Source organism: Streptomyces sp. LBL (assembly GCF_029893585.1).
Taxonomy (GTDB): domain Bacteria; phylum Actinomycetota; class Actinomycetes; order Streptomycetales; family Streptomycetaceae; genus Streptomyces.
The window spans coordinates 43500-66341 of sequence record NZ_JARXYX010000004.1; the positions used below are offsets into that span (position 1 = coordinate 43500).

A 22842-nucleotide genomic window follows, 5' to 3' on the forward strand; every position below is an offset into this window, starting at 1 on the left:
GCCACAGAGGCCTGAACAACAGATGACTATTTGCCGTTGATTATGCCACGCCATCCTGGCGGTCAAGGACACTGGCCAGGGCCGCGTCGAAACCGGAGGCCTGCCCGGCCGCCGCCGTCGGGTCCTGCTGGCGGACGTCGATGACGTGTCCGGTCAGCTCGGACAGCAGCACGTCGAGCGAGGTGCGGGCCACCGCCTCGGAGGACAGCAGACTGCCCGCGGGCTCCTGGCCGAAGGCCTTGGTGCGCATCGGCGTGGCGGTGCGCTCCGGGTTGACGCAGTTCACCCGAATGCCGTCACCCGCCCACTCGTCGGACAGGGCCTGGGTGAGGTTCACCATGGCGGCCTTGGTCGAGGAGTAGAGGCTGTACTCGGCACGGCCGCGGGTGTAGCTGCTGGAGGTGTACAGCAGCAGCTGGCCCTTGGTCTCGGACAGGTACTTGTACGACGACCGGGCGATCTGCACCGGGGCCAGGTAGTTGACCTTCAGCGCTTCCTCGATGGTCGCGTTGTCGGTCTCGGCGAGCTTGCCGATACGCAGCACGCCCGCGGTGTTGACGACGTAGTCGATGCGCCCGGTCTCGGCGTACGCCTTGGACAGGGCGTCGTCGACCTCCTCCGGGTTCTCGACGTGGGTGCCGGTGGTGGAGCGGCCCAGCGCGTACACCTTGGCGCCGTAGGACTCGGCGAGTTCACCGATGTCCTTGCCGATGCCGTACGAACCGCCGAAGACGACGACCGTCCTGCCGGTCAGCAGTTCACGGTAGAGGTCCTCGCCCTTCTGCTCCGGGGCCGCCGTGGAGGCCAGCTGGAACAGCTTGTCGGCGATGAAGACGTCGACCGGCTGGGTGACCTTCATGTTGTACTCGTCGCCCGCGACGACGTGGATCGGCACGTCCGGAAGGTACTTGAGTACGACCGAGCAGTCGTCCGTGGCCTGGAAGTTGGGGTCGTCGGCGGCGACCTCGTAGGCCCGGCGGATCGTGGACAGCTTGAACGCCTGGGGCGTCTGGCCACGGCGCAGCCGGGAGCGGTCCGGGATCTCGGTGATGAACTCACCGTCGTCGCCGTGCTTGCGCGTGACGATGATGGTGTCCGCGGACGGGATGGCGACGTCGACGGCCTGGAAGCGCTCGAGCGCGGTGACGCAGTCGTCGATGACGCGCCGCGACAGCAGGGGGCGTACGGCGTCGTGGAACAGGACGTTGCGGTCCTCGCCGTCGGCCAGCCCCTCACCCAGGGCCGCGATGGCCCGTTCGGTGGTCTCGTTCCGCGTGGCGCCACCCTCGATGATCTTCTTGACCTTCTGGAACCCGGCCTTGGCGACGATCTTCTCGATGTCGGGCACATAGCCCGGCGCCATCAGCACGATGATGTCGTCGATCGAGTCGGCCTTCTCGAAGGTGGTCAGGGTGTGCTCGATGACTGCCTTGCCGGCGATCTTCAGCAGCTGCTTGGGGATCGACAGACCCACGCGCTGGCCGGTGCCACCGGCCAGGATCACTGCGGTGGTACGGGGCTTGGCTATGCGCTGTGACACAGGGTGACCTACCTTGGGGCGACAGGGAACGTGGAAATGGTCCCACTCCCGGTTACCGCAGTGCAAGGTGAGCGCCGTTCGCTGCATATGTGCGCGCAACCTGGCATTCATCTCGCACCGCTGGTGACGGCGGTGGGCCGTTCCACCCGTAGGGGCTAACGCCCGCATTCGTCGCTGTGAGTAACCCCACAGACCTTCGACATCGCGGAGCGTAACATCCAGTGGGCTCAGCGTCCGCACGGCCCCTTCGGACAGCGGTGCCCGAACACCTCGGGAGCGATCAGGGGCTCCAGGGACGGCTACCCGGCGGGTTTCGGCACGGCGGACGGCGGGGCGGCCGGCAGGGCGGACAGAGGGACGGGATCGCCCAGGGCACGTACCCCCATCCGGGTGATCCGCCCGGCCGTCCGGGCGGCGATTCCGGCGGCGACGATTCCGGCGGCCTTCACGGCCCAGCGCGGGGACGGGGTCTTCACGTCACAGGGTCGGGGAGCGCACGCGTTATTCATATGCGCCATATACGTCGCGAGGGCCGGGAGCGGACGCATTTATGTGTGTTACGGCGCTTTACGCAGCAAGGCGCCATATCGGGCGGACTGGGAACAGAGCTCCTCCGGGAGCCCATTCCACGGAATTCCTTGTGGTGATTCCGCAGCACTTCGGTCTTGTCGAGGGGTGCCCGAGACAGGACCGGGAGAGGCCTGGGACCCCGACGAGTCCCAGGCCTCCGCAGCGGCAGCGTCAGACGAGCTTCACGCCGGGCCTGCCGGCGTCCACTCGCAGCGTGGCCAGCGTGCTGGGTGCGGACTTCGGCTGGAGCACCGTGTCGACGACCCGGACCTGCGCGTCGATGCGGTCGCGGCGGATGTCGAAGAGGTGGTAGCCGCGGTGGGCGTCGATCACCTTCCAGTGCGGGTTGTCCGGCATGCGCGGGTCCCACTCCTTGTGGAAGGCCGCATGGTCCTGGTCGCCGTTGCTGGAGATGGAGGTACCGACGAACTCGGCACCGACCACCGCGGAGTCCGCCTTCGCGTAGTCCTCCTTGAGGTCGCTGATCATCGTCAGATGGCGGTCGCCGGACAGCACGACCGGGTTGCGGACGCTCTTGAACTCGTCGAGCAGCACGTTGCGTTCGGCCTGGTAGCCGTCCCAGGCGTCGTAGAACCAGAGCTTGCCCTCGCCGATCTGCAGGTCCGTCTCGGCCATCATGATCTGCGAGGCGATCAGGTTCCAGCGGGCGGGCGAGCCGTGCAGCCCGTCGAGGAGCCACCTCTTCTGCTGGGCGCCGAGCATGGTCAGCTTCGGGTCCTGGGCACCGGCCTGGCTGGTCGCCTGGTCGCTGCGGAACTGCCGGGTGTCCAGCACGTTCAGCCGGACCAGCCGACCGAACTCCAGGCGGCGGTGCATCCGGATGTGCGGCCCGTTCGGCACGGCCGTCGCACGCACCGGCATGTGCTCGTAGTACGCCTGGTAGGCCGCGGTCAGCCGCGACACGAACGCGTCGTGCGGCTGCTTGGCCGGATCCTGCGGGATCTCGCCGGCGAAGTCGTTGTCGACCTCGTGGTCGTCGAAGGTGACCACGAAGGGCGCGCTCGCGTGCATCTCCGCGAGGTCGGGGTCGCTGCGGTACTGGGCGTACCGGTTGCGGTACTGGGTGAGGCTGTACGGCTCGCCGGTCCCCTCGTGCCGTCGTACGGCCGTCGCCGAGGGCGCCGACTCGTAGATGTAGTCGCCGACGAACACGACCACGTCCGGATCCTGGGCCAGCATGTCGGCGTACGGCGTGAAGTAGCCGTTCTGCCAGTTCTGGCAGGAGGCGAGCGCGACCCGCAGGTTCTTGCCGGAACTGGTCGCGGCGGGGGCGGTGCGGGTGCGGCCGGCGCGCGAGAGCTGGCCGCCGGTGCGGAAGCGGTACCAGTACGTACGGCCCGCACGCAGGCCCCGTACATCGACGTGAACACTGTGCCCGTAAGCGGTCCGGGCCAGGGCGATGCCCCGGCGGACGACCTTTCTGAACCGCTCGTCCTCGGCGACCTCCCACTGCACGGGCACCGTGGCGTCCGGCATGCCGCCGCCGTTGAGCGGATCGGGAGCCAGCCGGGTCCAGAGCACCACACCGTCGGGCAGCGGGTCGCCGGACGCCACTCCGAGGCTGAACACACCGTCGGGCAGCGCGTTTTCGGCCGCTCGGGCGGTGTCCGGCAGCCACAGCCGGGCGGAGGCCGCGCCGCCGAGTACGGCGGCGCCGGCGGCCAGGAATCGGCGTCGGTCGGACGGTAGTGATCCGGTCATCGGGCGAACTCCCCTGCCTCGCTCGTCTTCTGGACCTTTGGAACCTCGCCCGCCGGGCGGTCCGCCCGCTGAACGCAGGACATCGCGTACATGACAGATGGGTAGACAACGGTAGACCCGTTGCGGCAAAGGAACCACACAGTGAACGTTAGTTGGTCACAACGGGTCTTACGGGTCGTCAGTTGCCGTTTCGTCGGGCTTTGTTCAGCCGACGGGCCGGTCCGGTTCGCCGGGCTTCGTTCCGCCGGCCGAGCGTCCGTTCGGGTGCTCCGCTCCGTACGCGAACCCCGAGCCCAGCCGTGCCTTCGCCGCGACGGTGCCGAGAGTACCCGCGCCGAAGGTGAACGCGCCCGTCGCCGTGATACCCGACGCCGTCGCCCTGAACGTCCCTACCGATCCGGCGTTCGTGTTCTCGCCGGTGGCGCCGACCGCCGGCAGGGCGAGGGCGACCGGGCCGGCACGTCGGCCGCCGCGAGAGGAAACAGGATCGGGCACGTCGACTCCGGCCGCCGAAAAGGGCAGCCGACTGCGGAGAGGTTCAAGATCCTCATCCGCGCTGCCCGGTACGACGAACCGGAGCGATGGTTGCTTGCCCTTCCCGTATGCCGAAGCTTTCCCTGGACTTGACTCGTCCTGTCGGCGGGCCGTGGGCCTGGTGTCGCAGCAGGGACTAGAACGGCTCGAAGTCGTTGAACTCCTGCGTCGCCTCGTCCCGTTCGGCCTGCTTGTCGCGGCGTCGCTGCGTGGCGGGCCGGGGCTCCTCCAAGCGGTGGTCCTCGCCACGGCGGCCGAGCATCTCGGCGCCGGCCATCATCGTCGGCTCCCAGTCGAAGACGACCGCGTTGTCCTCGGGACCGATCGCGACCCCGTCGCCGGACCGGGCGCCCGCCTTCATCAACGCCGTTTCCACACCGAGGCGGTTGAGCCGGTCGGCGAGGTAGCCGACGGCCTCGTCGTTGCTGAAGTCGGTCTGCCGCACCCAGCGTTCGGGCTTCTCGCCGCGCACCCGGAACAGTCCGTCCTCCTCCTGGACGACGGCGAAGCCGGTGTCGTCCACGGCCTTGGGCCGGATGACGATCCGGGTCGCCTCCTCCTGGGGCTTCGCGGCACGCGTCGTGGCGACCAGCTCGGCCAGCGCGAACGACAGTTCCTTCAGCCCCATGTGCGCCACCGCCGACACCGCGAAGACGCGGTACCCGCGGGCCTCCAGGTCCGGCCGCACGATCTCGGCGAGGTCCTTGCCGTCCGGTACGTCGATCTTGTTCAGGACGACGATGCGGGGACGGTTGCCGAGACCGCCGTACTCGCTGAGCTCCGCCTCGATGATGTCGAGGTCGGAGGACGGGTCACGGTCGGACTCCAGGGTGGCCGTGTCCAGCACGTGCACCAGCACGCTGCACCGCTCCACGTGTCGCAGGAACTCGAGCCCCAGGCCCTTGCCCTGGCTGGCGCCCGGGATGAGCCCCGGCACGTCGGCGATCGTGTAGACGGTGGACCCGGCGGTCACGACGCCCAGGTTCGGTACGAGGGTGGTGAACGGGTAGTCCGCGATCTTCGGCTTGGCGGCACTCAGCACCGAGATCAGCGAGGACTTGCCGGCGCTCGGGTAACCGACCAGCGCCACGTCGGCGACCGTCTTCAGCTCCAGGACGATGTCCTGCAGACCCCCCGGCTCGCCCAGCAGCGCGAACCCCGGCGCCTTGCGGCGGGCGGAGGCCAGCGCCGCGTTGCCGAGGCCGCCCCGGCCGCCCTGCGCGGCGACGTACGACGTCCCGTGCCCGACCAGGTCGGCGAGGACGTTGCCCGCCTTGTCCTGCACGACCGTGCCGTCCGGCACCGGCAGCACCAGGTCCTGACCGTCCTTGCCGGAGCGGTTGCCGCCCTCGCCGGGCTTGCCGCTGGTGGCCTTGCGGTGCGGGGAGTGGTGGTAGTCGAGGAGGGTGGTCACGGACTGGTCGACGGTGAGGATCACATCGCCGCCGCGTCCGCCGTTGCCGCCGTCGGGCCCGCCCAGCGGCTTGAACTTCTCACGGTGGACGGAGGCACAGCCGTGACCTCCGCTACCCGCGGCGACATGCAGCTCGACGCGGTCCACGAAGGTGGTCATGGGATGTGCCTCCAGTTACGTACGGAATTGTTCTTGGATCAACACGCGAAAGGCGGACCCGCTTCCCGTGAGGGAAGTGAGGTCCGCCTCGCGAAAGCTTCCGATCAGGCGACCGGAACGATGTTCACGACCTTGCGACCACGGCTGGTGCCGAACTCCACCGCACCGGCCAGCAGCGCGAACAGCGTGTCGTCGCCGCCACGGCCGACGCCGGCGCCCGGGTGGAAGTGGGTGCCGCGCTGGCGGACCAGGATCTCGCCCGCGTTGACGACCTGACCACCGAAGCGCTTCACGCCGAGGCGCTGAGCGTTGGAGTCACGACCGTTACGGGTGGACGATGCGCCCTTCTTGTGTGCCATCTCTCCTCAGTCCCTTACTTCGCAGCCGCGGGGATCTCAGTGACCTTGATCGCCGTGTACTGCTGGCGGTGGCCCTGACGACGGCGGTAACCGGTCTTGTTCTTGTAGCGAAGGATGTCGATCTTCACACCCTTGTGGTGGTCCACGATCTCGGCCTGGACCTTGATGCCGGCCAGCACCCACGGGTCGCTGGTCACAGCCTCGCCGTCGACAACGAGCAGGGTCGAGAGCTCGACCGTGTCGCCAACCTCGGCAGTGGGAATCTTGTCAACCTCAACGATGTCGCCGACAGCAACCTTGTGCTGGCGACCACCGCTGCGCACGATGGCGTACACGCAGATCTCACTCTCGCTCGGGAACGGCACCCCCGCAGTCCAGCCGCACGAGACACGAGCAGCCTCTCCTGAGCACCCAGTGCCCTGGAGGATGAGGTTTACGGGGATGTGACGCGTCTAGGGACACGCCGACGGTCCAGGTTACGGGGCCGCGGCCGAAGGGGTCAAACCGGGGCCGCGGCCGGTCACCTCGGGGCGCTTCGGTCGCCGAGGCTCTCCCGGTAGGCCACGCACTCCTCGTAGGAGGGCAGCAGTCCCTGCTCGCGGGCCTGGGCCAGGGTGGGCGCCTGCTCGTCCTTGGCGGAGAGCAGCGGGGCGATGTCCGCGGGCCAGTCGATGCCGAGGGCCGGGTCGAGCGGATGGATGCCGTGCTCGCGCTCGGGGGCGTAGCCCTCGGAGCAGAGGTAGACGACGGTGGCGTCGTCGGTGAGCGCCATGAAGCCGTGACCGAGGCCCTCGGAGAGGTAGACCGCGTGGTGGTCCTGGTCGTCGAGGCGGACGGCCTCCCACTGGCCGAAGGTGGGCGAGCCGGTCCGGATGTCCACGATCACGTCGAGGACCGCGCCGCGTACGCACTTGACGTACTTGGCCTGGCCGGGCGGCACGTCCGCGAAGTGGATACCGCGCAGCGTGCCCCGGCTGGAGACGGACATGTTGGCCTGGGCCAGGGTGAACGGGTGGCCGGCCGCCTCGGTGAAGGGAGGCGCCTTGAACCACTCGTGGAAACTGCCCCGGCCGTCGGGGAAGACCTTCGGCTCGTGCACCCAGGCACCGGAAAGGGAAAGGGGTCGCATCGCGGGGTCCTCAGCTCTTGTTCTGCTGGTTCGTCAGGGCGCGCTTGATGCGCCCGGCCGCCCGGCGCCACAGCGGACGCGAGGCGGGCTTCTGCTGCGGGGCGGACTGCTTCCCCGACTTGGCCGGCGGGGTGTGCCGGTCGATCACCCGGGCGACGCCGTCGGCGTCCACCACCACGTCGACCGGGAGCCGGGTCCAGCGTGCCGCGCCACGGGCGGCGGACGGTACACCGATCCGGACCGCCCAGCGGCGCCCGATGAGCCGATCCAGCGGTAGCGGGGCGCTCACGGTACGGCCGTCCACCACGGCGTCGGCGGGGAATTTGCCCACGTTCTTGCGCTCGAAACGCAGCCGCACCGGGTCCGTGCCATCCGGATCCGCGCCATCCGGGTCCGTGCCATCCGGATCCGCGCCCTTGGCCGCGAGGTGCAGCGGCAGCGGGAGCCGGACCATGGAACCGTCGACCACGGCCGCGGCCGGGTCCATCAGCGCCACCGCCTCGCGCTCCAGTTTGTTGGTGTGCTGGTCGACGTCGAGGGAGAGGTTGCCGGGCCCGTCGGTCCAGTACGGCAGGACCAGCCGTCTCGGCGCACCGGTGAGCGCGGCCAGGCGCCCACCGTCCACGTCCTCGCCGCGCACCGCGCCGAGCCGGGTCTCCTTGCTCCAGCCGCAGGACTTGATGCGCATGTGCAGGTCCCAGATGCCCTTGTCCAGGGGGGCGCCGGCGGCCGCCGTCTCCGGGTCGAGCACGGCGCGTGCCGTGATCCGCTGGCGGAAGGAACCCTCGCCCGCCTCCAGACGGTGCGGTTCGCACTCGACCGGCAGGTAGTACTGCGTGGCGTCCTCGCGGTGCCGGACCACCAGGTCCACGTCGCCGCGGTCCACCGGGGCGTCCAGGGCGATGTCCTGGCCGGCCAGTGCCTCCAGCGCCTTGTCGGAGAGCGGCAGGCCGAGCAGGTCGCGCTCACCGTCCCGGCGGAAGGTCATCGGGGCGCCGTCGACCTGGTACTCGGCGTCGAAGCCGATGTTCAGAACGCCGCCCTCCCACGCCAGGGAGGACAGGTTGCCGGTGGGCTTGATGCCGGCCTCCCAGCGGGCGAGTGCCCGGATGTCCTGGTAGAGGTCGGCGGCGATGAGTCCGGCCACCACCCGCTGGGTGGGGGCGACCTTGGCGAACACGCCCGGCCCGAAGCGTTCGGTGACCACGCCGCGGATCTCGCGGTACAGCTCCTCGGCATAGTCCTCGGGGAGCTTGAGGAGCCGCGCGCCGCGCAGCCGCTCGACCATCTCGTTGCGCAGCCAGCGACTGTAGAGCTTGTCGCGCAGCGGACCGGGCTCGGTGAGCTCCTCGACCACGTCGAGAGCCTCGCGGAGGTTCCCGAAGTAGCCGGCCGGGTCGAAGCGCTGGAAGCCGGCGTTGGAGCCGTCGTCGCGGGTGATGTGGTAGTAGCACAGGTAGTCGCCGAGGACGGCGACACTCTTCGCCCGGAGATACGCCTCGGCGACGAAGACGTGGTCCTCCAGCCGCCGACGGCCCTCCTTGAAGCGCATGTTGTGCTCGTTCAGGAACTCCCGGCGGAACATCTTGTGCGGGGTGAGGCTGTCGATCAACGGCGCGTTCGCCACCGTGGCGCGCGGCCGGTTGACGCGGAACAGCTCCTGCGGGACCGGGCGGCCGATGCCCGCCATCTTGCCGACGACCACGTCGGCGTCGTTCGCCTTGCCGTAGTCGTACATCCGCTCCAGGGCCTCGTCGCCGAGCCAGTCGTCGTGGTCGACGAACATCACGTACTCGCCGCGGGCGGCGTCGACCCCGGTGTTGCGGGGGCGGCCGGACCAGCCGGAGGACTCCTGGTGGATGACGTGCATGTGAGGGTGCTCGGCCGCCAACTGGTCCAGGCGGGCAGGCGTCTCGTCGGTGGAGCCGTCGTCGACGAAGAAGACCTCGAACTCGTCGGGGGTGAGGCTCTGACGCAGCAGGGACGAGACGCAGTCCTCGACGTATTTGCCGGGGTTGTAGACCGCGATGACGACGCTGACCTTGGCTGTCACGCCGGGTTCTCCTTCTCGCGGACCCGGTGGATCTCCGGGAACGCCTGGGTGAGGGCCGCGCGCCAGTCGCGCAGCGGCTCGATACCGGCCGGTCCGAAGCGCTCGTGGCCGAGCACGCTGTAGGCCGGGCGGGGGGCGGGACGGGTGAACGCCCCGCTGGTGGTCGGGCGGACCCGGTCCGGGTCGGTGCCGAGCAGGCGGAAGATCTCCCGGGTGAAGCCGTACCAGCTGGTCTCACCGGAGCTGGTGCCGTGGTAGATCCCGGCCGGGGCGGTGCCGGCCAGGGCTCCGCGTCCCAGATCGAGCAGCAGACCGGCCAGATCGGCGCTCCAGGTGGGCTGGCCACGCTGGTCGTCCACGACGTCCAGGGTGTCGCGCTCGCCCGCCAGACGGATCATGGTGCGGACGAAGTTGGGGCCGCCCGCGCCGTACAGCCAGGCGGTGCGGACCACGTAGCCGCGGTCCGGGAGGGTCTTCAGGACGGCCTGCTCACCGGCGAGCTTGGTGCGGCCGTACGCACTGCGCGGGTCGGTGGGGGCGTCCTCGGCGTACGGGGTGGTGGCGTCGCCGGCGAAGACGTAGTCGGTGGAGACGTGGAGCAGGACGGCGCCGGTCGCGGCGCAGGCGGCGGCGAGGTGGGCCGGGCCGTCGCCGTTGATGCGCAGCGCCTCGGCCTCACGGGTCTCGGCGTCGTCCACGGCGGTCCAGGCCGCGCAGTTGACGACCACGGCGGGGCGGTGCCGCTCCAGCGCGCGCTGTACGGCCGCGGGATCGGTGAGGTCCAGCGCCGCGCGGTCCAGCGCGACGGACTGCTCACCGTCGGCGGTCAGCCTGGCCAGCACGTCCTGGCCGAGCATGCCGCCCGCTCCGGTGACCAGCCAGCCGGCCGGCGCGCTTGCCCGTCCTTGGGTCGGATTCATGCTTCTGCTGTGTCCTCTGTACGGGTACGGGGTGGCGCGGGTGGACGGGACGACCCGGGTGCGGGGGACGGCCCTGGTGGGCGACGGGACAGCCCGGGCGTGTCGGTCACGGCCCTGGTGTGTGGGACCACCCTGGTGTAGAGGACGGTCTGGGCCACCGCCGGGTTCCCGGCAGCGCCCGGAACACGGGAACGGGCCCGGGGCGGACCCGGGCCCGGTATGACGGCGGGCGCGTCAGCCGAGGGCCGCCCGTTCCTTCAACGGCTCCCACCAGGCGCGGTGGTCGCGGTACCACTGGACCGTCTCCGCGAGGCCCTGCTCGAAGCTCTTGCGGGGCTCGTACCCGAGTTCCTCGCGGATCTTCGTGCAGTCGACGGAGTAGCGGCGGTCGTGGCCCTTGCGGTCCTCGACGTACTCGACGCTGGTCTCCCAGTCGGCGCCGCACGCCTTGAGCAACAGCCCGGTGAGCTCCTTGTTGGAGAGTTCGGTGCCGCCGCCGATGTTGTAGACCTCACCCGCGCGGCCCTTGGTGCGGACCAGCTCGATGCCCTGGACGTGGTCGTCGATGTGCAGCCAGTCGCGGACGTTTGCGCCGTCGCCGTACAGCGGGACCTTCTTGCCGTCGAGAAGGTTGGTGACGAAGAGCGGGATGACCTTCTCGGGGAAGTGGTGGTGCCCGTAGTTGTTGGAACAGCGGGTGACGCGGACGTCCAGGCCGTGGGTGCGGTGGTACGACAGCGCGATGAGGTCGCTGGAGGCCTTCGCCGAGGAGTAGGGCGAGTTGGGCTCCAGCGGGTGGGTCTCGGGCCAGGAGCCCTCGTCGATCGAGCCGTAGACCTCGTCGGTGGAGATGTGCACGAAGGTCTTGATGCCGGCCCGGTGCGCCGCGTCGATGAGCGTGTGCGTGCCGACCACGTTGGTGCGGACGAACTCCGCGCCGCCGTCGATGGAGCGGTCGACATGCGACTCGGCGGCGAAGTGCACGACCTGGTCGTGCTCGGCCATCAGCTTGCCGACCAGCTCGGGATCGCAGATGTCGCCCTGCACGAAGGCGAACCGCGGGTGCTCGCGCACCTCGTCGAGGTTGGCCGGGTTGCCCGCGTACGTCAGCTTGTCCAGGACGGTGATCGCGACATCACCGGGACCCTGGGGGCCGAGCAGTGTACGGACGTAGTGCGAGCCGATGAAACCGGCACCGCCGGTCACCAGGATCCGGGTCGGGTGGGCGGGAGAGGGGGCCGTCATGAAGAGATCTGCACCTTGCTGTGATCACCGAGCACGAGCCGGTGGGCCTTGGGGTTACGGGGAGCGGGCGTCACCTCGACGTCCCGCCCGATGAGCGAGGCCTCCACCCGGCGCACACCGGTCACGGACGAACCGCGCAGCACGATGGAGTACTCGATTTCGCTGTCCTCGATACGGCAGTCCTCCGAGACCGAGGTGAAGGGGCCGACGTACGCGTCGTTGACCACCGAACCGGCGCCGATGATCACGGGTCCGACGATCCGGCTGCCGCTGACGCGGGCGCCCTCCTCGATGCGTACCCTGCCGATGATCTCGCTGTTCTCGTCCACCGTGCCCGCGTTCAGCGGCTGCACGGTCTCCAGGACGGACCGGTTGACCTCCAGCATGTCGGTGACGTTGCCGGTGTCCTTCCAGTAGCCGGAGATCGTGGTGGACCGGACGTCACGCCTCTCGTCGATCAGCCACTGGATGGCGTGCGTGATCTCCAGCTCGCCGCGCCAGGAGGGCTCGATGGAGCGGACGGCCTCGTGGATGGCCTGGGTGAACAGATAGACGCCGACGAGCGCCAGATCGCTCTTGGGCTGCTTCGGTTTCTCCTCCAGGTTCACCACCCGGCCCTCGCCGTCGAGTTCCGCGACGCCGAACGAGGTGGGGTTGGGGACCTTGGTCAGCAGGATCTGCGCGTCGGGTCGCTCCGCGCGGAACTCCTCCACCAGACCGGTGATGCCACCGACGATGAAGTTGTCACCGAGGTACATGACGAAGTCGTCGTCGCCGAGGAAGTCCTGGGCGATGAGGACGGCGTGGGCGAGGCCCAGCGGCGCCTCCTGCGGGATGTAGGTGACCTTGATCCCGAACTGGGAGCCGTCGCCCACCGCCGCGCGGATCTCGTCCGCGGTGTCCCCGACGACGATGCCGACCTCGTCGATCCCGGCTTCGGCGATCGCTTCGAGGCCGTAGAAAAGCACAGGCTTGTTGGCGACCGGCACCAGCTGTTTGGCTGAGGTATGAGTGATCGGGCGGAGGCGGGTACCCGCTCCCCCGGAGAGCACGAGAGCCTTCACGTAATGCGCCCCAATACTGTGCACTTACGGGGATAAAAATCCCGGCTTGTACGAATTTAGCGTCAATCTCGGCTCACATCATAACCTTGCCGAGGGATCATTGATTCACCTTTCGTTCACACCCTCGTCCCCTGGGTGAACGAAACGCGCGGAGTAAAACGTAATCCGCCCCCGGTCGTCGAACCGGGGGCGGACCACGTTCTTTTCGGTGCGGGCCGTCAGTCCTCGTCCGCCGAGGTCGAGACGGACGGGACCGGCTGCTGCTCGGCCGCCGCCGTCTTCTTCGACGCCGCCTTCTTGGCGGTCGTCGTCTTGACCGCCTTCTTGGCCGTCGTCTTCTTCGCGGCCGTCTTCTTGGCCGCGGTCTTCTTGGTGGCGGCCTTCTTCGCCGTGGCCTTCTTGGCCGTCTTACGGGCCGTCTTCTTGGCCGGAGCAGCGTCGTCCGCCGCCGCTTCCTCGGTCGGCTCCTCCGTGGCAGCCGGCTCCTCCGTGACCGCCCGCTCCTCCGCGGCAGCCGGGACGACCACGACGGCCGCCTCCTCGGACGCGGTGGGCGCGGTGGCCTTGCGCACGGCGCGGCGCCTCGGCCGGGCCGGGGCGGCGCTCTCGGCGGGTGCCTCGGCGACCGACTCGGTCTGCTCGGCGGCCGCTGCGACCGCAGCCTGATCGACCCCCGGTTCGGGCGCCACGGGTGCGGTCTCGGCGACCGTCACGACGGCCGCCTCGGCTCCCGCGGGCGAACCAGCCGGCGCGGACGCCTTACGGGTCGCGCGACGCCGGGTACGGCCCTTGGGTGCGGCCTCCTCGGCGGACGGGGCCGGAGCCTCGACGACCGGAGCCTCGACGACCGAAGCCTCGACGACCGGGTCCTCCGCGGCAGCGGGCTCGGCGTGCGCGACCGCGGCCTCCTGCGGCTGCACCGGACGCTCGATCTCTTCCTGGACCGTCACGTCCTGGGCCGTCGGAGCGTCGGCGCGCGTGTCGGCCTTCGCCTCGGCCTCCGCCTCGGCGCGCCGGTCACCGCGTCGGCCACCGCGGCGGCCGTCCCGCCTCTCGACGCGCCTGTCCTCGCGCGTCTCGTCCCACTTGTCGCCGCGGCTGTCGTCACGGCTGTCGTCGCGGCTGTCGTCGCGGTTGGGCGTGCCCGCCGGAGCCGACGCCCGTCGGCTCGCCCGGCGCCGCGAGCGCCCCCGGCCGGCCGCGGCCTCCGCCTCGGCGACGCTGTTGTACAGCTCCTCGTCGGGCACGAACGCGGGCTCGGCCAGCGCCACCGGCTCGGCGACCTCCGCGGCGACCTCGGCCTCGCTCTCCTCCAGAACCTCAGGAGTCTCGACGTCCGTCTCGTGCTCGTGGACGTCACCGCCCCGCCCGCGCTTGCGGCGCTTGCCGCCGCCGCCACCGACGGCGGACGGCTGCTCCATGTGCACGATGACACCGCGGCCGTTGCAGTGGACGCAGGTCTCGGAGAACGACTCCAGCAGCCCCTGGCCGACCCGCTTACGGGTCATCTGCACGAGCCCCAGCGAGGTCACCTCGGCCACCTGGTGCTTCGTACGGTCGCGGCCCAGGGACTCCAGCAGGCGCCGCAGGACCAGGTCGCGGTTGGACTCCAGGACCATGTCGATGAAGTCGATGACGATGATGCCGCCGAGGTCGCGCAGCCGCAGCTGGCGCACGATCTCCTCGGCCGCCTCCAGGTTGTTCCTGGTGACCGTCTCCTCGAGGTTGCCGCCCTGACCGGTGAACTTTCCGGTGTTGACGTCGACGACGATCATCGCCTCGGTCCGGTCGATCACCAGCGAACCGCCGCTGGGCAGCCAGACCTTGCGGTCCAGCGCCTTGGCGAGCTGCTCGTCGATCCGGTACGTGGCGAAGACGTCGACCTCGGAGGTCCACCTGGACAGCCGGTCCGCCAGGTCGGGCGCGACGTGCGCGACGTACCCGTGGATGGTCGACCAGGCCTCGTCGCCGCTGACAATGACCTTGGTGAAGTCCTCGTTGAAGATGTCCCGCACGACCCGGACGGTCATGTCCGGCTCGCCGTACAGCAGCGTCGGCGCGTTGCCGCCGTTCTTGGCGTTCTTCTGGATGTCCTCCCACTGCCCCTGCAGCCGCTCGACGTCACGGCGCAGCTCGTCCTCGCTCGCGCCCTCGGCGGCGGTGCGCACGATGACACCGGCGTCCTCGGGGACGATCCTCTTGAGGATGGTCTTCAGCCGGGCCCGCTCGGTGTCGGGCAGCTTGCGGCTGATGCCCGTCATCGAGCCCTCGGGCACGTACACGAGGTAGCGGCCCGGGAGGGAGACCTGGCTGGTCAGACGGGCTCCCTTGTGTCCGATCGGGTCCTTGGTGACCTGCACGAGGACCGGCTGGCCGGACTTCAGGGCGGACTCGATGCGGCGCGGCCCATGGGCCATGCCCAGCGCCTCGAAGTTCACCTCACCGGCGTACAGGACGGCGTTGCGGCCCTTGCCGATGTCGATGAACGCGGCCTCCATGGACGGCAGCACGTTCTGGACCTTGCCCAGGTAGACGTTGCCGACGTACGAGGTCGCCTGCTCCTTGTTGACGTAGTGCTCGACGAGAACGCCGTCCTCCAGGACGCCGATCTGGGTGCGCTCACCGCTCTGCCGGACGACCATCACCCGCTCGACGGCCTCACGGCGGGCCAGGAACTCGGCCTCGGTGATGATCGGAACGCGTCGGCGGCCCTGCTCACGGCCTTCCCGGCGGCGCTGCTTCTTGGCCTCCAGACGCGTCGAGCCCTTGATGGACTGCACCTCGTCGGACGGCTCGGCGGCCTTGCGCGGCTCCCGGACCTTCACGACGGTGCGCTCGGGGTCGCCCTCGTCCGGCTCGGTGTCGGGGGACGTGTCCCCGGCACGACGACGCCGGCGCCGACGCCGGCGGCTGCTGCTGGAGCCACCGGAGTCCTCGTGGTCGTCCGCGTCGTCGGTCTCAGCGTCCTCCTCGACCTGTTCCGCGGTGTCCTCGGCGTTGTGCGCGGCCTGGGCGACGGCCAGGTGCTCGGCATCGCCCTCCTGGCCCTCGCCGGACTCGGCGTCGGCATCGCCGGAGTCGCCCCGGCGACGGCGACGGCCGCCCCGACGGCGACGACGGCGGGAGCCGGTCTCCTCGTTGTCGTCCCCATCGAGGTCGACGGTCTCCGCGGACTCGTCGCTCTCGTCGCTCTCGTCGGTCTCCTCCGGCTCCTCCTCCACGGCGGAGGCGGTGGGGGCGGCAGCGGCCCGGTCCTCGGACTCCTGCGCGAAGCCGGAGCCCCGGCGGCGGCGCCGGCGACGCCCGCCGCCCTGCTCCTCGGCGAAGTCCTCGGAGTACGGCTCGGTGTCCTGCTCGGGCTCCTCGACCACGTCGGTCTCCGCCTCGGCGGCGGCTTCGGCGGCGGCCCGCTCCAGCGTCTGGAACTGCGGCTCGGTGAACACGGGCGCCTGGAACACGGCGACAGCCGGCCGCGTGGGCCGACGCGGAGACTCGTCCTCGGTGGTCTCGCCCCCGGCCGGCCGCGCGGGCGCGGCGAAGCCGGTCGCGGCCTTGCGGGTGGCCCGCCGACGGCGACGCGGCGTGGCGTCCTCGACGGGCGCCTCGTCTGCGGCGGCCTCGGACTCGGTCTCCGGAGCATCGGCCGAAGCGGCGTCGGACTCGGTCTCCGGAGCACCGGCCGAAGCGGCTTCGGCCCGGGTGCCTCGACGCGCGGCACGGCCGCGGGTACGACGCGGCGCTGCGCCCTCGTCCCCGTCGGTCTCGGCAACCACCGGCGTCTCCACGGCGGCCTGGCTCTCCTGCGCGGCGGTCACGGCGTCGGTGTCGACCGCCGCGTCCGCGAGGTCCACCGGCTCCCCGGCGCTCTCGACGGCCTGCGCCACCTCGACGCTCTCGGCACCAAGGGCAACATCGGCGGTTTCGGCCGACTTCGGCGCCCCGGCAGGTGCGGCAGCCCGACGCCCGGACCGCCGACGCGTACGCCCGGCAGGCGCGGCGTCCTCGGTCGCGGCGGCCGGAGCCTCGGCGGCCTCGGTCACCACATCACCGGCGGTACCGGCGGATGCGGGCACCACGCTCTCCGCCGCCTCGGCCGCGACCGGCGCCGCCGCGGGCGCGGAGACCCGACGGGTGGCCCGCCGACGCGTGCGAGGCGGCGCGGCCTCCTCGCTGTCCTCGGCCACCGGCGTCCCGCTCGGCGTCTCGGCGACAGCCGGGCTCTCCGCGGTGGCGGGCTCGGCGGCAGCGGTCACGGGTACGACGACCTCGGCGACCTCCGCTGCCTGCGCGGACGCAGGTGCTCCGGCGGGTGCGGAAGCACGCCGCGTGGCCCGCCGACGCGTACGCGCGGCAGGCGCGGCCTCGGCTCCACCGGCGGTCTCCACCGCGGCCGCCGCCGCCGGCATCTCCTGAGCCTCAGCGGCCTCGGCACCCTCAATGCCCTCGGCGCTCTTCTGGTCCTCGTCGGTCACGAGATTCTCGTCAGCCACGAAGTCCTCGGCCGTTGCGAGGTCCTCGGCCTGCGCGGCCGCGATGGCCGGCGCGACGGTCTCGGCGGGAGTCTCCTCGACACCGACCGGCGGACCCGCCGGTCGGGAAGCGGCACGGCGCCGACGACGCGGCGGCAGGGTGTCGCTGGGGGTGTTCGGTTCGGAACCCTCGGTGGGTTCGGTCGGTTCGAGCATGCGGGCTTGTCTCCCGTCAGGCTCCCGGGCGCCGCACCTGGTCCGGCGTCGATCATGTCGATCGCCGTTGACGTCCGCGGCTCGCGCGATGCGCGGTGCCGCCGTCCGGGGCGCGGGCGCCGCACGGGAGCTCTCTGTGTCCTGTCTCACCGGTTCCGTACGCCGATTGCGTACGGCCTGGCGAAAGTCTTGTGGTCGGTGCGCTGCCCGACCCAGGTGGCTCCCGAGTACGAGGGCGGCGCTACGACATCCGTCCCTACGCGGAACCTTCCTTACGCCGGCGCCGTCGCGGCGGCAGCGGGTACGGCCTTTGAGGGGGCCGTCGCTGCCTCGCGGTCGGGCGCGAGCGGGTCGGTCACCGTGCCGGTCTCTTCATCGAACAGCCCCTGCGCCAGCCTGGTCACCGCTGCGGCGACCGGCGGCGCCAGGTCGGCCACGGCGCGAAGACCGGACAGGACGTCGTCGGGTCGTACGGCAGGCGTCACGTGCCGAACAACCAGCCGCAGTATCGCACAGGGCTGGTCGGTCGGCCTATCGGCCTGCGAACTGTGTGTTTCCTGTGAACTGTGTGTTTCGAGCCGGACGACCGCCGAGCGGGCGTCGAAGGTCCGGACGCCGTTCTTGGTCGTGCGCTGCACCTCGACGGCCTCGGCGGTGTTGAAGGCGGCAACCGCCCGCTCCGCCTCCGCCGGGTCCACGCCGTCCAGCCTGAGCTCCCAGACGGAAGCCGTGAGCCGGTCGGCGAGTCCCGAGGTCCGTACCTCGACGGCGTCGATGACATCGAGCCCCGTGGGCATCGACTCGTCGAGCAGAGCTCTCAACCGCTCCGGGTCACGCGCCGCGGTGAGCGCGATCTCCAGATACTCCGCCTCACTGCCCGTGCCGGTGGGTGCGGCATTGGCGTACGACACCTTCGGATGGGGCGTGAATCCCGCCGAATACGCCATCGGCACCTCGGCACGGCGCAACGCACGCTCGAAGGCGCGCTGGAAGTCACGGTGGCTGGTGAACCGGAGGCGGCCGCGCTTGGTGTAGCGCAGTCGGATGCGCTGCACCGCGGGTGCGGGCGGCGGGCCTTCGGGCTGTCGCTTGCCCAGTGTCGTTCAGTCCTTCGTGAGAGCGGTCGTACTGCTACCAAGAGTACGTGTCTCGGCGCCCATCGGTTCCCGCCGGTCCACCACCTGCGGTTGCCCCGGATCCCCGAAGAGCATGCGCCGGAAGTCGGCCCGCGCCTGCCGTACGGACTCGCGGGCGGCGACGAGGGTCTGCCGGGCGGCCCGCCCCACGGCACGGGCTGCGTCGGCCGCGGGCCGCAGCACCAGGTCCCGTACGGCGTGCCCGACCGGTGTGAGCACCCTGCGGTACACCCATCGCACCGGCTCGACGAAGATCCACCGGAAGAGAGTCCCCAGGAACCGTCCGACAGCGAGCGAGATGTGCCCGGCGATCCGCCAGGCGTGCCCGAGCGCGTCCCCCACCTCGCGCGCGATGACGGCCAGGACGCGTCCGACGGGGGTGAGGATCCAGCGCCACACGGCGAGCGCGGGCAGCACGAACAGGATCCGGGTGGCCCAGTGGAGAATCATGCCGACCAGCTGGACGAGCCCGGTCACGCACCAGGCGACGGCCCGGCCGACGGGCGCGAGGATCCACTCGTACAGCCATAGCGCGGGTACGACGATCAGATACCGCGCGAGCCAGACCACGGCGGTGTACACACCGAGGCCGAGGGCGGCGAACACGGCCCCGACGCCCTTGAGCAGCCACCTGATCCCGTGCCCAAGCGGGGTCAGCACGCGCGCGTGCACCCACGCGAGGGCGTGGCCGGCCGGAGTGAGCACGTAGCGGTACAGCCACGTGAGCGGCACGACGACGAGCACGTTCCCGAGCCAGCCGAGCGCCTTGCCGACGGGGACGAGGAGATAGCGCCAGAGGGCGACCGCGGGCCAGAAGAACAGGGCTTTGCCGAGCCATAGCAGGGCCCGCCCGAGCGGCCTGAGCAGGGTGTCCCTCAGCACGCGCCCGACGACGGCGAGCACGTCCCACACCATCCGCACCGGCATGACCAGCACAAGCACCACGATCCGCACAGGAATCCGGATCGCGACGACGAGGCACCCTTCGGGCGCCGCCTGCCCTGGCGGCCGATCTGGTGGTTTCTCGAGGTCCATGACGACGTAGACGCCACAGCCGCCCGTCCGGATCCCGTACCGCGCTGGTTGCTCCACGCCTCCTCGAAATCCCCACTTCGACCGGCAACGACGAGCCCGAGGCCAGGCGTTCGCGTTGCGGGCTACGTCGACCGGGTGAACAGTGGATTCATGGGCCCGGGTCCTCAACGGATGAAGCACCCACCACGCGAAGCGCATCTGGAACCTCTATGGCCAGAACCTTTCGGCGACGCGCCTTTCACAGCGTCAACGCATCCTTCCTGGTTGCGGCTCTCGCCCTTCCAGCGGGTCTGACAGGTGCGGTGACAACGCTTCAGGCCCCCAGCGCGAGCAGGCCGCAGTCGCCCGCTGAGACACCGCCTCCGTCTCCCGTGGACCCACCTCCCCCGGACACGCCGCCTCCCCCGGACACGCCGAGTGGTCCGGCGACGCCTACGGCCCCCGACACCCTGCCCGCACCGAGTGATACTCCGTCGCCGGATTCGGGGCACACACCGCCCTCTGACCAGCCGTCACAGCCGCCAGGTTCCGATGACGCGGGCCGAGCGGCGTCCGACCCCCCTGCGGAACAGACGAAACAGATCGACGACGTCATGACGCGTCTGGACGAGACGAAGGGTGACGTCCCCGAGGAACTCGTGCCGACTGTTGACGAATTGACGACCACTCTCGAAGCGGTCCAGGACCCGAAGACGTCGCCGCAGGACAGACAGGGAGTCATCGAGAGCGTCAAACAGCTGACCATCGCGCTGAAAGCCATCGGTGACGACAGCACACCCCCCAAGCTGCGGAAACGGTTGATCCCGTTCGTGAAGCAGGCGTCCGCCGCACTGAAGGTGGGTTACGCTCGGCGAGTTCCGGCCGAGGCGCGGTCCTTTCTCCTCATGGTCGTGAAGCGGACGACGTCCACGCTGAGCATGATCTGCGCCCCCCGGACGCCGCAGAAGCTGCGAGACCAACTGATCGCGACTTCGGAAGTGGTGAACCACACGGTGAGTTCGGGAGTGCTGAACCACACGGTGAGTTCCGGAGAACTGAACCCGACAGTGGCGGCGCGCTCCGGTACGGAGAAATCTGGTTGGTTCGCGTTGCAGCTGAGCGCCGCGGTGCAGACAGCCGCAGCCCAGCCGATGCCCCGGGAGAAGAAAGATGCCCTCGTGGGGACCGCGTACAAGCAAAGCAAGCAACTGAAGGTGCTCTCCGACCACAAGACGTCAACGAAGGACCGAACCGAAGCCGCTAAGGACATGCAGAATCGGTCCACTCGGTTGAGGCACCAACAGGAAGCTGCCGCCTCGGCTCAGGGGCAGCCGAAAGACCCTATCGGCAAGGCGGCCGAGGTCTGCACCAACGCTATATTCAATACGGTGCCGGAGCACAGAATCGCCCAGAGGCTGCAAAACCTGATTCCCGATAATTGGACACCAAAAGGAGTCAAGGATTTCTGGAAGGCTCGGGCAGAGGGAGACAAGATGCTCGACGTCCTCGCCCAGTTGCAGAACGACAAACGCGTCCACGCACCGGTCAAGATCGCGTCGCTCATCACCCAGCTCGCCAAGCTGGTTTCGAGGAGCGAACTGTTCTCCACCATCGGCTCTCCGGATTCCGGCTACTGCCAGGCGACAGCCATGTACCTCGACACCGACTTCGGGATCGCAGTCGGAACCTGGCTCGAGTAGCTCGGCCACCCTCAGACACCGGAAGAACTCAGCAGTTCCGCGAGGGGCACTTCAGAGTTGACGTGCGCCTCGGCAGCCCCGTATCTTTCCGACTCTCTCTGTGCCTCCTGCTCCAGATGCGTCTCCCCTTTGAAGTTGTATGACGAGATGATCGACGTGGGGGAGCGCCCCGGAATCCAGACCGCCGTCACATAGCGCGGTCTGCGCGTCAGATTGACGAGGTTGTTGTTGTGTCGCACCCTCCCGTGGTAGAAGACCTGCGGGATACATCCATTTTCCGGGGGGCAGTAGTACTGCCTGTCGTCCGCATCCCATGAATAATGAGGAGTTTTGAACTCCTCCACGTCGAGCTTTCCTCGGTCTTTCCTCATATAGGAGACCGTCAAGTCGAGGCTCACAACGTCGTACGTAGCATCCTTGGGCAGCTGCACCACGTGCTTGCTCGTGTATTCCTGCCCGGTTTCGAGACGATTGCCAGGTCCGTAGAAACGCCCGCTGCTGATCGTGGTGTACAGGAGTTGACCGACGTGAAGTTCCGCTTCCCCTGAATCCTCGCCCCGCTGGCCCGCGCTCTCTTTCCACTCCTGCATCAGGCTCCCGAGGGGAGGGTTTTGGTTGTAATCGGCGTCTCTGCCGCGGACCGTGTAGACGTCATTGACGATGTACACCGGAATCCCTCCGGTGTTCTTCATGTAAAGCGTCAGGGGGACCTGGAGGAACCCGAGCGAACGATCCAGCCGCGGCTTTCCGAACTCCGCCTTCATCGTGAGATGCATCGGGGCCGCCGTGGGCTGGTACATGGTGGAATACGCCAGGCTGACGCCGGTCAGGAGCGCGGTGGCGACCACTGAGGCCGCGAACCTCTTGGGCTGCGGGACTCCCTTCCACGAGGTGTTGCGCACGAGGAGGCACAGCGCCCAGAGGGACCAGCACCAGAGGGGCATGAACACCAGCACATAAGGCGTGAACTCCATCTCCTCGAGCCACATGAACAGCAGGAGACTGTCGGTGGCCAGGGCGATGAGCACGCCGAGCAGGACGATCGCCCCAGAGACCCGGAACTGCCGCCTCCCCCCGTAGTCGAGTGCCGCGACGGCCGCCACACCCTGCACGGCACCCGACAGGACGAACAGCACCCCACTGATCCGTTGCGCAAAGGTCAGGGCCCCGGAGGCGTCCGGCCATCCGACGACCGCGCTGAGGGCCATGGACGCGAGCAGCCCGGCCACCAGGACCACGGTGACCGCGCGCCGTCTCCCGGCATGGTCGGGCCACGTCCCGCTGTCGCCTCCGCGCCAGCAGAAGAGTGCCGAATCCTCCAGATCGAGGTCCTCGGGGTAGCCGAGGCGTCCGACGATTTTCCGCAGTTCGCCCGCTGACCAGGCACGGCCCACCGTCTCGCCGTTCACGACGACCCGGCGCAGCCCACGGCTGTCGGGTGGCTCGACAACGACCCAGGGACGGATGCTCCTCATGGCCCCAGGTTCGAACCCGGAACAGCCCGGTGCACGCGGGGCTACCCCGTTCGGCCGCCGGAGCCCGAGCGGCGACCACCCGCTCCAGCCTCAACCGACCTCTGTGGGCGGCTCCGTCGCGAG

17 protein-coding genes are annotated in these 22842 nt (G+C 69.7%); 1 reads left to right on the forward strand and 16 read right to left on the reverse strand.

From position 1 onward, the window contains the following. Positions 1 to 40: 40 nt before the first annotated feature. From M2271_RS05680 to M2271_RS05750, 15 genes are all read right to left on the reverse strand, one after another. A complete protein-coding gene (locus tag M2271_RS05680) occupies positions 41 to 1540 on the reverse strand; it encodes a bifunctional cytidylyltransferase/SDR family oxidoreductase (protein WP_280885989.1) in 1500 nt (499 codons plus the stop codon). A gap of 299 nt (positions 1541 to 1839) precedes the next feature. Next, positions 1840 to 2016: a hypothetical protein gene (locus M2271_RS05685; RefSeq protein ID WP_280885990.1), complete on the reverse strand. Its 177-nt coding sequence runs from the start codon at positions 2014 to 2016 to the stop codon at positions 1840 to 1842. A gap of 265 nt (positions 2017 to 2281) precedes the next feature. After that, positions 2282 to 3832, reverse strand: coding sequence for an alkaline phosphatase D family protein (locus M2271_RS05690; RefSeq protein WP_280885991.1), 1551 nt, complete (start codon positions 3830 to 3832; stop codon positions 2282 to 2284). Between the two features lie 204 nt (positions 3833 to 4036). Next, complete coding sequence (locus tag M2271_RS42460) at positions 4037 to 4327, reverse strand: hypothetical protein (protein ID WP_348539146.1); 291 nt, start codon at positions 4325 to 4327, stop codon at positions 4037 to 4039. Between the two features lie 175 nt (positions 4328 to 4502). Then, positions 4503 to 5939 (reverse strand): GTPase ObgE, encoded by a 1437-nt coding sequence (obgE, locus tag M2271_RS05700; RefSeq protein ID WP_280885992.1) that lies wholly within the window; start codon positions 5937 to 5939, stop codon positions 4503 to 4505. A 104-nt stretch (positions 5940 to 6043) separates the two neighbouring features. Beyond that, positions 6044 to 6298 (reverse strand): 50S ribosomal protein L27, encoded by a 255-nt coding sequence (gene rpmA / locus M2271_RS05705; protein WP_280885993.1) that lies wholly within the window; start codon positions 6296 to 6298, stop codon positions 6044 to 6046. 14 nt (positions 6299 to 6312) lie between these two features. Further along, on the reverse strand, positions 6313 to 6633 hold the full coding sequence (rplU, locus tag M2271_RS05710) for a 50S ribosomal protein L21 (protein ID WP_280885994.1): 321 nt from the start codon (positions 6631 to 6633) through the stop codon (positions 6313 to 6315). A 185-nt stretch (positions 6634 to 6818) separates the two neighbouring features. Beyond that, a complete protein-coding gene (rfbC, locus tag M2271_RS05715) occupies positions 6819 to 7427 on the reverse strand; it encodes a dTDP-4-dehydrorhamnose 3,5-epimerase (RefSeq protein ID WP_280885995.1) in 609 nt (202 codons plus the stop codon). 10 nt (positions 7428 to 7437) lie between these two features. Next, a complete protein-coding gene (locus M2271_RS05720) occupies positions 7438 to 9480 on the reverse strand; it encodes a glycosyltransferase (RefSeq protein ID WP_280885996.1) in 2043 nt (680 codons plus the stop codon). After that, entirely contained in the window at positions 9477 to 10400 is a 924-nt protein-coding gene (gene rfbD, locus M2271_RS05725) for a dTDP-4-dehydrorhamnose reductase (RefSeq protein WP_280885997.1), read from the reverse strand. Before rfbD ends, M2271_RS05720 begins: the two co-directional genes overlap by 4 nt. A 234-nt stretch (positions 10401 to 10634) precedes the next feature. Beyond that, entirely contained in the window at positions 10635 to 11645 is a 1011-nt protein-coding gene (gene rfbB, locus M2271_RS05730; protein WP_280885998.1) for a dTDP-glucose 4,6-dehydratase, read from the reverse strand. Next, on the reverse strand, positions 11642 to 12709 hold the full coding sequence (locus M2271_RS05735) for a glucose-1-phosphate thymidylyltransferase (protein WP_280885999.1): 1068 nt from the start codon (positions 12707 to 12709) through the stop codon (positions 11642 to 11644). The genes rfbB and M2271_RS05735 overlap by 4 nt, the downstream gene beginning before the upstream one ends. A 218-nt stretch (positions 12710 to 12927) precedes the next feature. After that, on the reverse strand, positions 12928 to 17394 hold the full coding sequence (locus tag M2271_RS05740) for an Rne/Rng family ribonuclease (RefSeq protein ID WP_280886000.1): 4467 nt from the start codon (positions 17392 to 17394) through the stop codon (positions 12928 to 12930). A gap of 272 nt (positions 17395 to 17666) precedes the next feature. Then, on the reverse strand, positions 17667 to 18449 hold the full coding sequence (locus tag M2271_RS05745; protein ID WP_280886001.1) for a TIGR03936 family radical SAM-associated protein: 783 nt from the start codon (positions 18447 to 18449) through the stop codon (positions 17667 to 17669). A gap of 48 nt (positions 18450 to 18497) precedes the next feature. Further along, a complete protein-coding gene (locus tag M2271_RS05750) occupies positions 18498 to 19565 on the reverse strand; it encodes a hypothetical protein (protein WP_280886230.1) in 1068 nt (355 codons plus the stop codon). A gap of 593 nt (positions 19566 to 20158) precedes the next feature. On the opposite strand from M2271_RS05750, the gene M2271_RS05755 reads away from it, so the two are divergent. Continuing rightward, positions 20159 to 21244: a hypothetical protein gene (locus M2271_RS05755; protein ID WP_280886002.1), complete on the forward strand. Its 1086-nt coding sequence runs from the start codon at positions 20159 to 20161 to the stop codon at positions 21242 to 21244. An 11-nt stretch (positions 21245 to 21255) separates the two neighbouring features. Here M2271_RS05755 and M2271_RS05760 read toward each other — a convergent pair whose 3' ends face one another. Continuing rightward, a complete protein-coding gene (locus tag M2271_RS05760; RefSeq protein ID WP_280886003.1) occupies positions 21256 to 22653 on the reverse strand; it encodes a hypothetical protein in 1398 nt (465 codons plus the stop codon). Positions 22654 to 22842 lie beyond the last annotated feature (189 nt).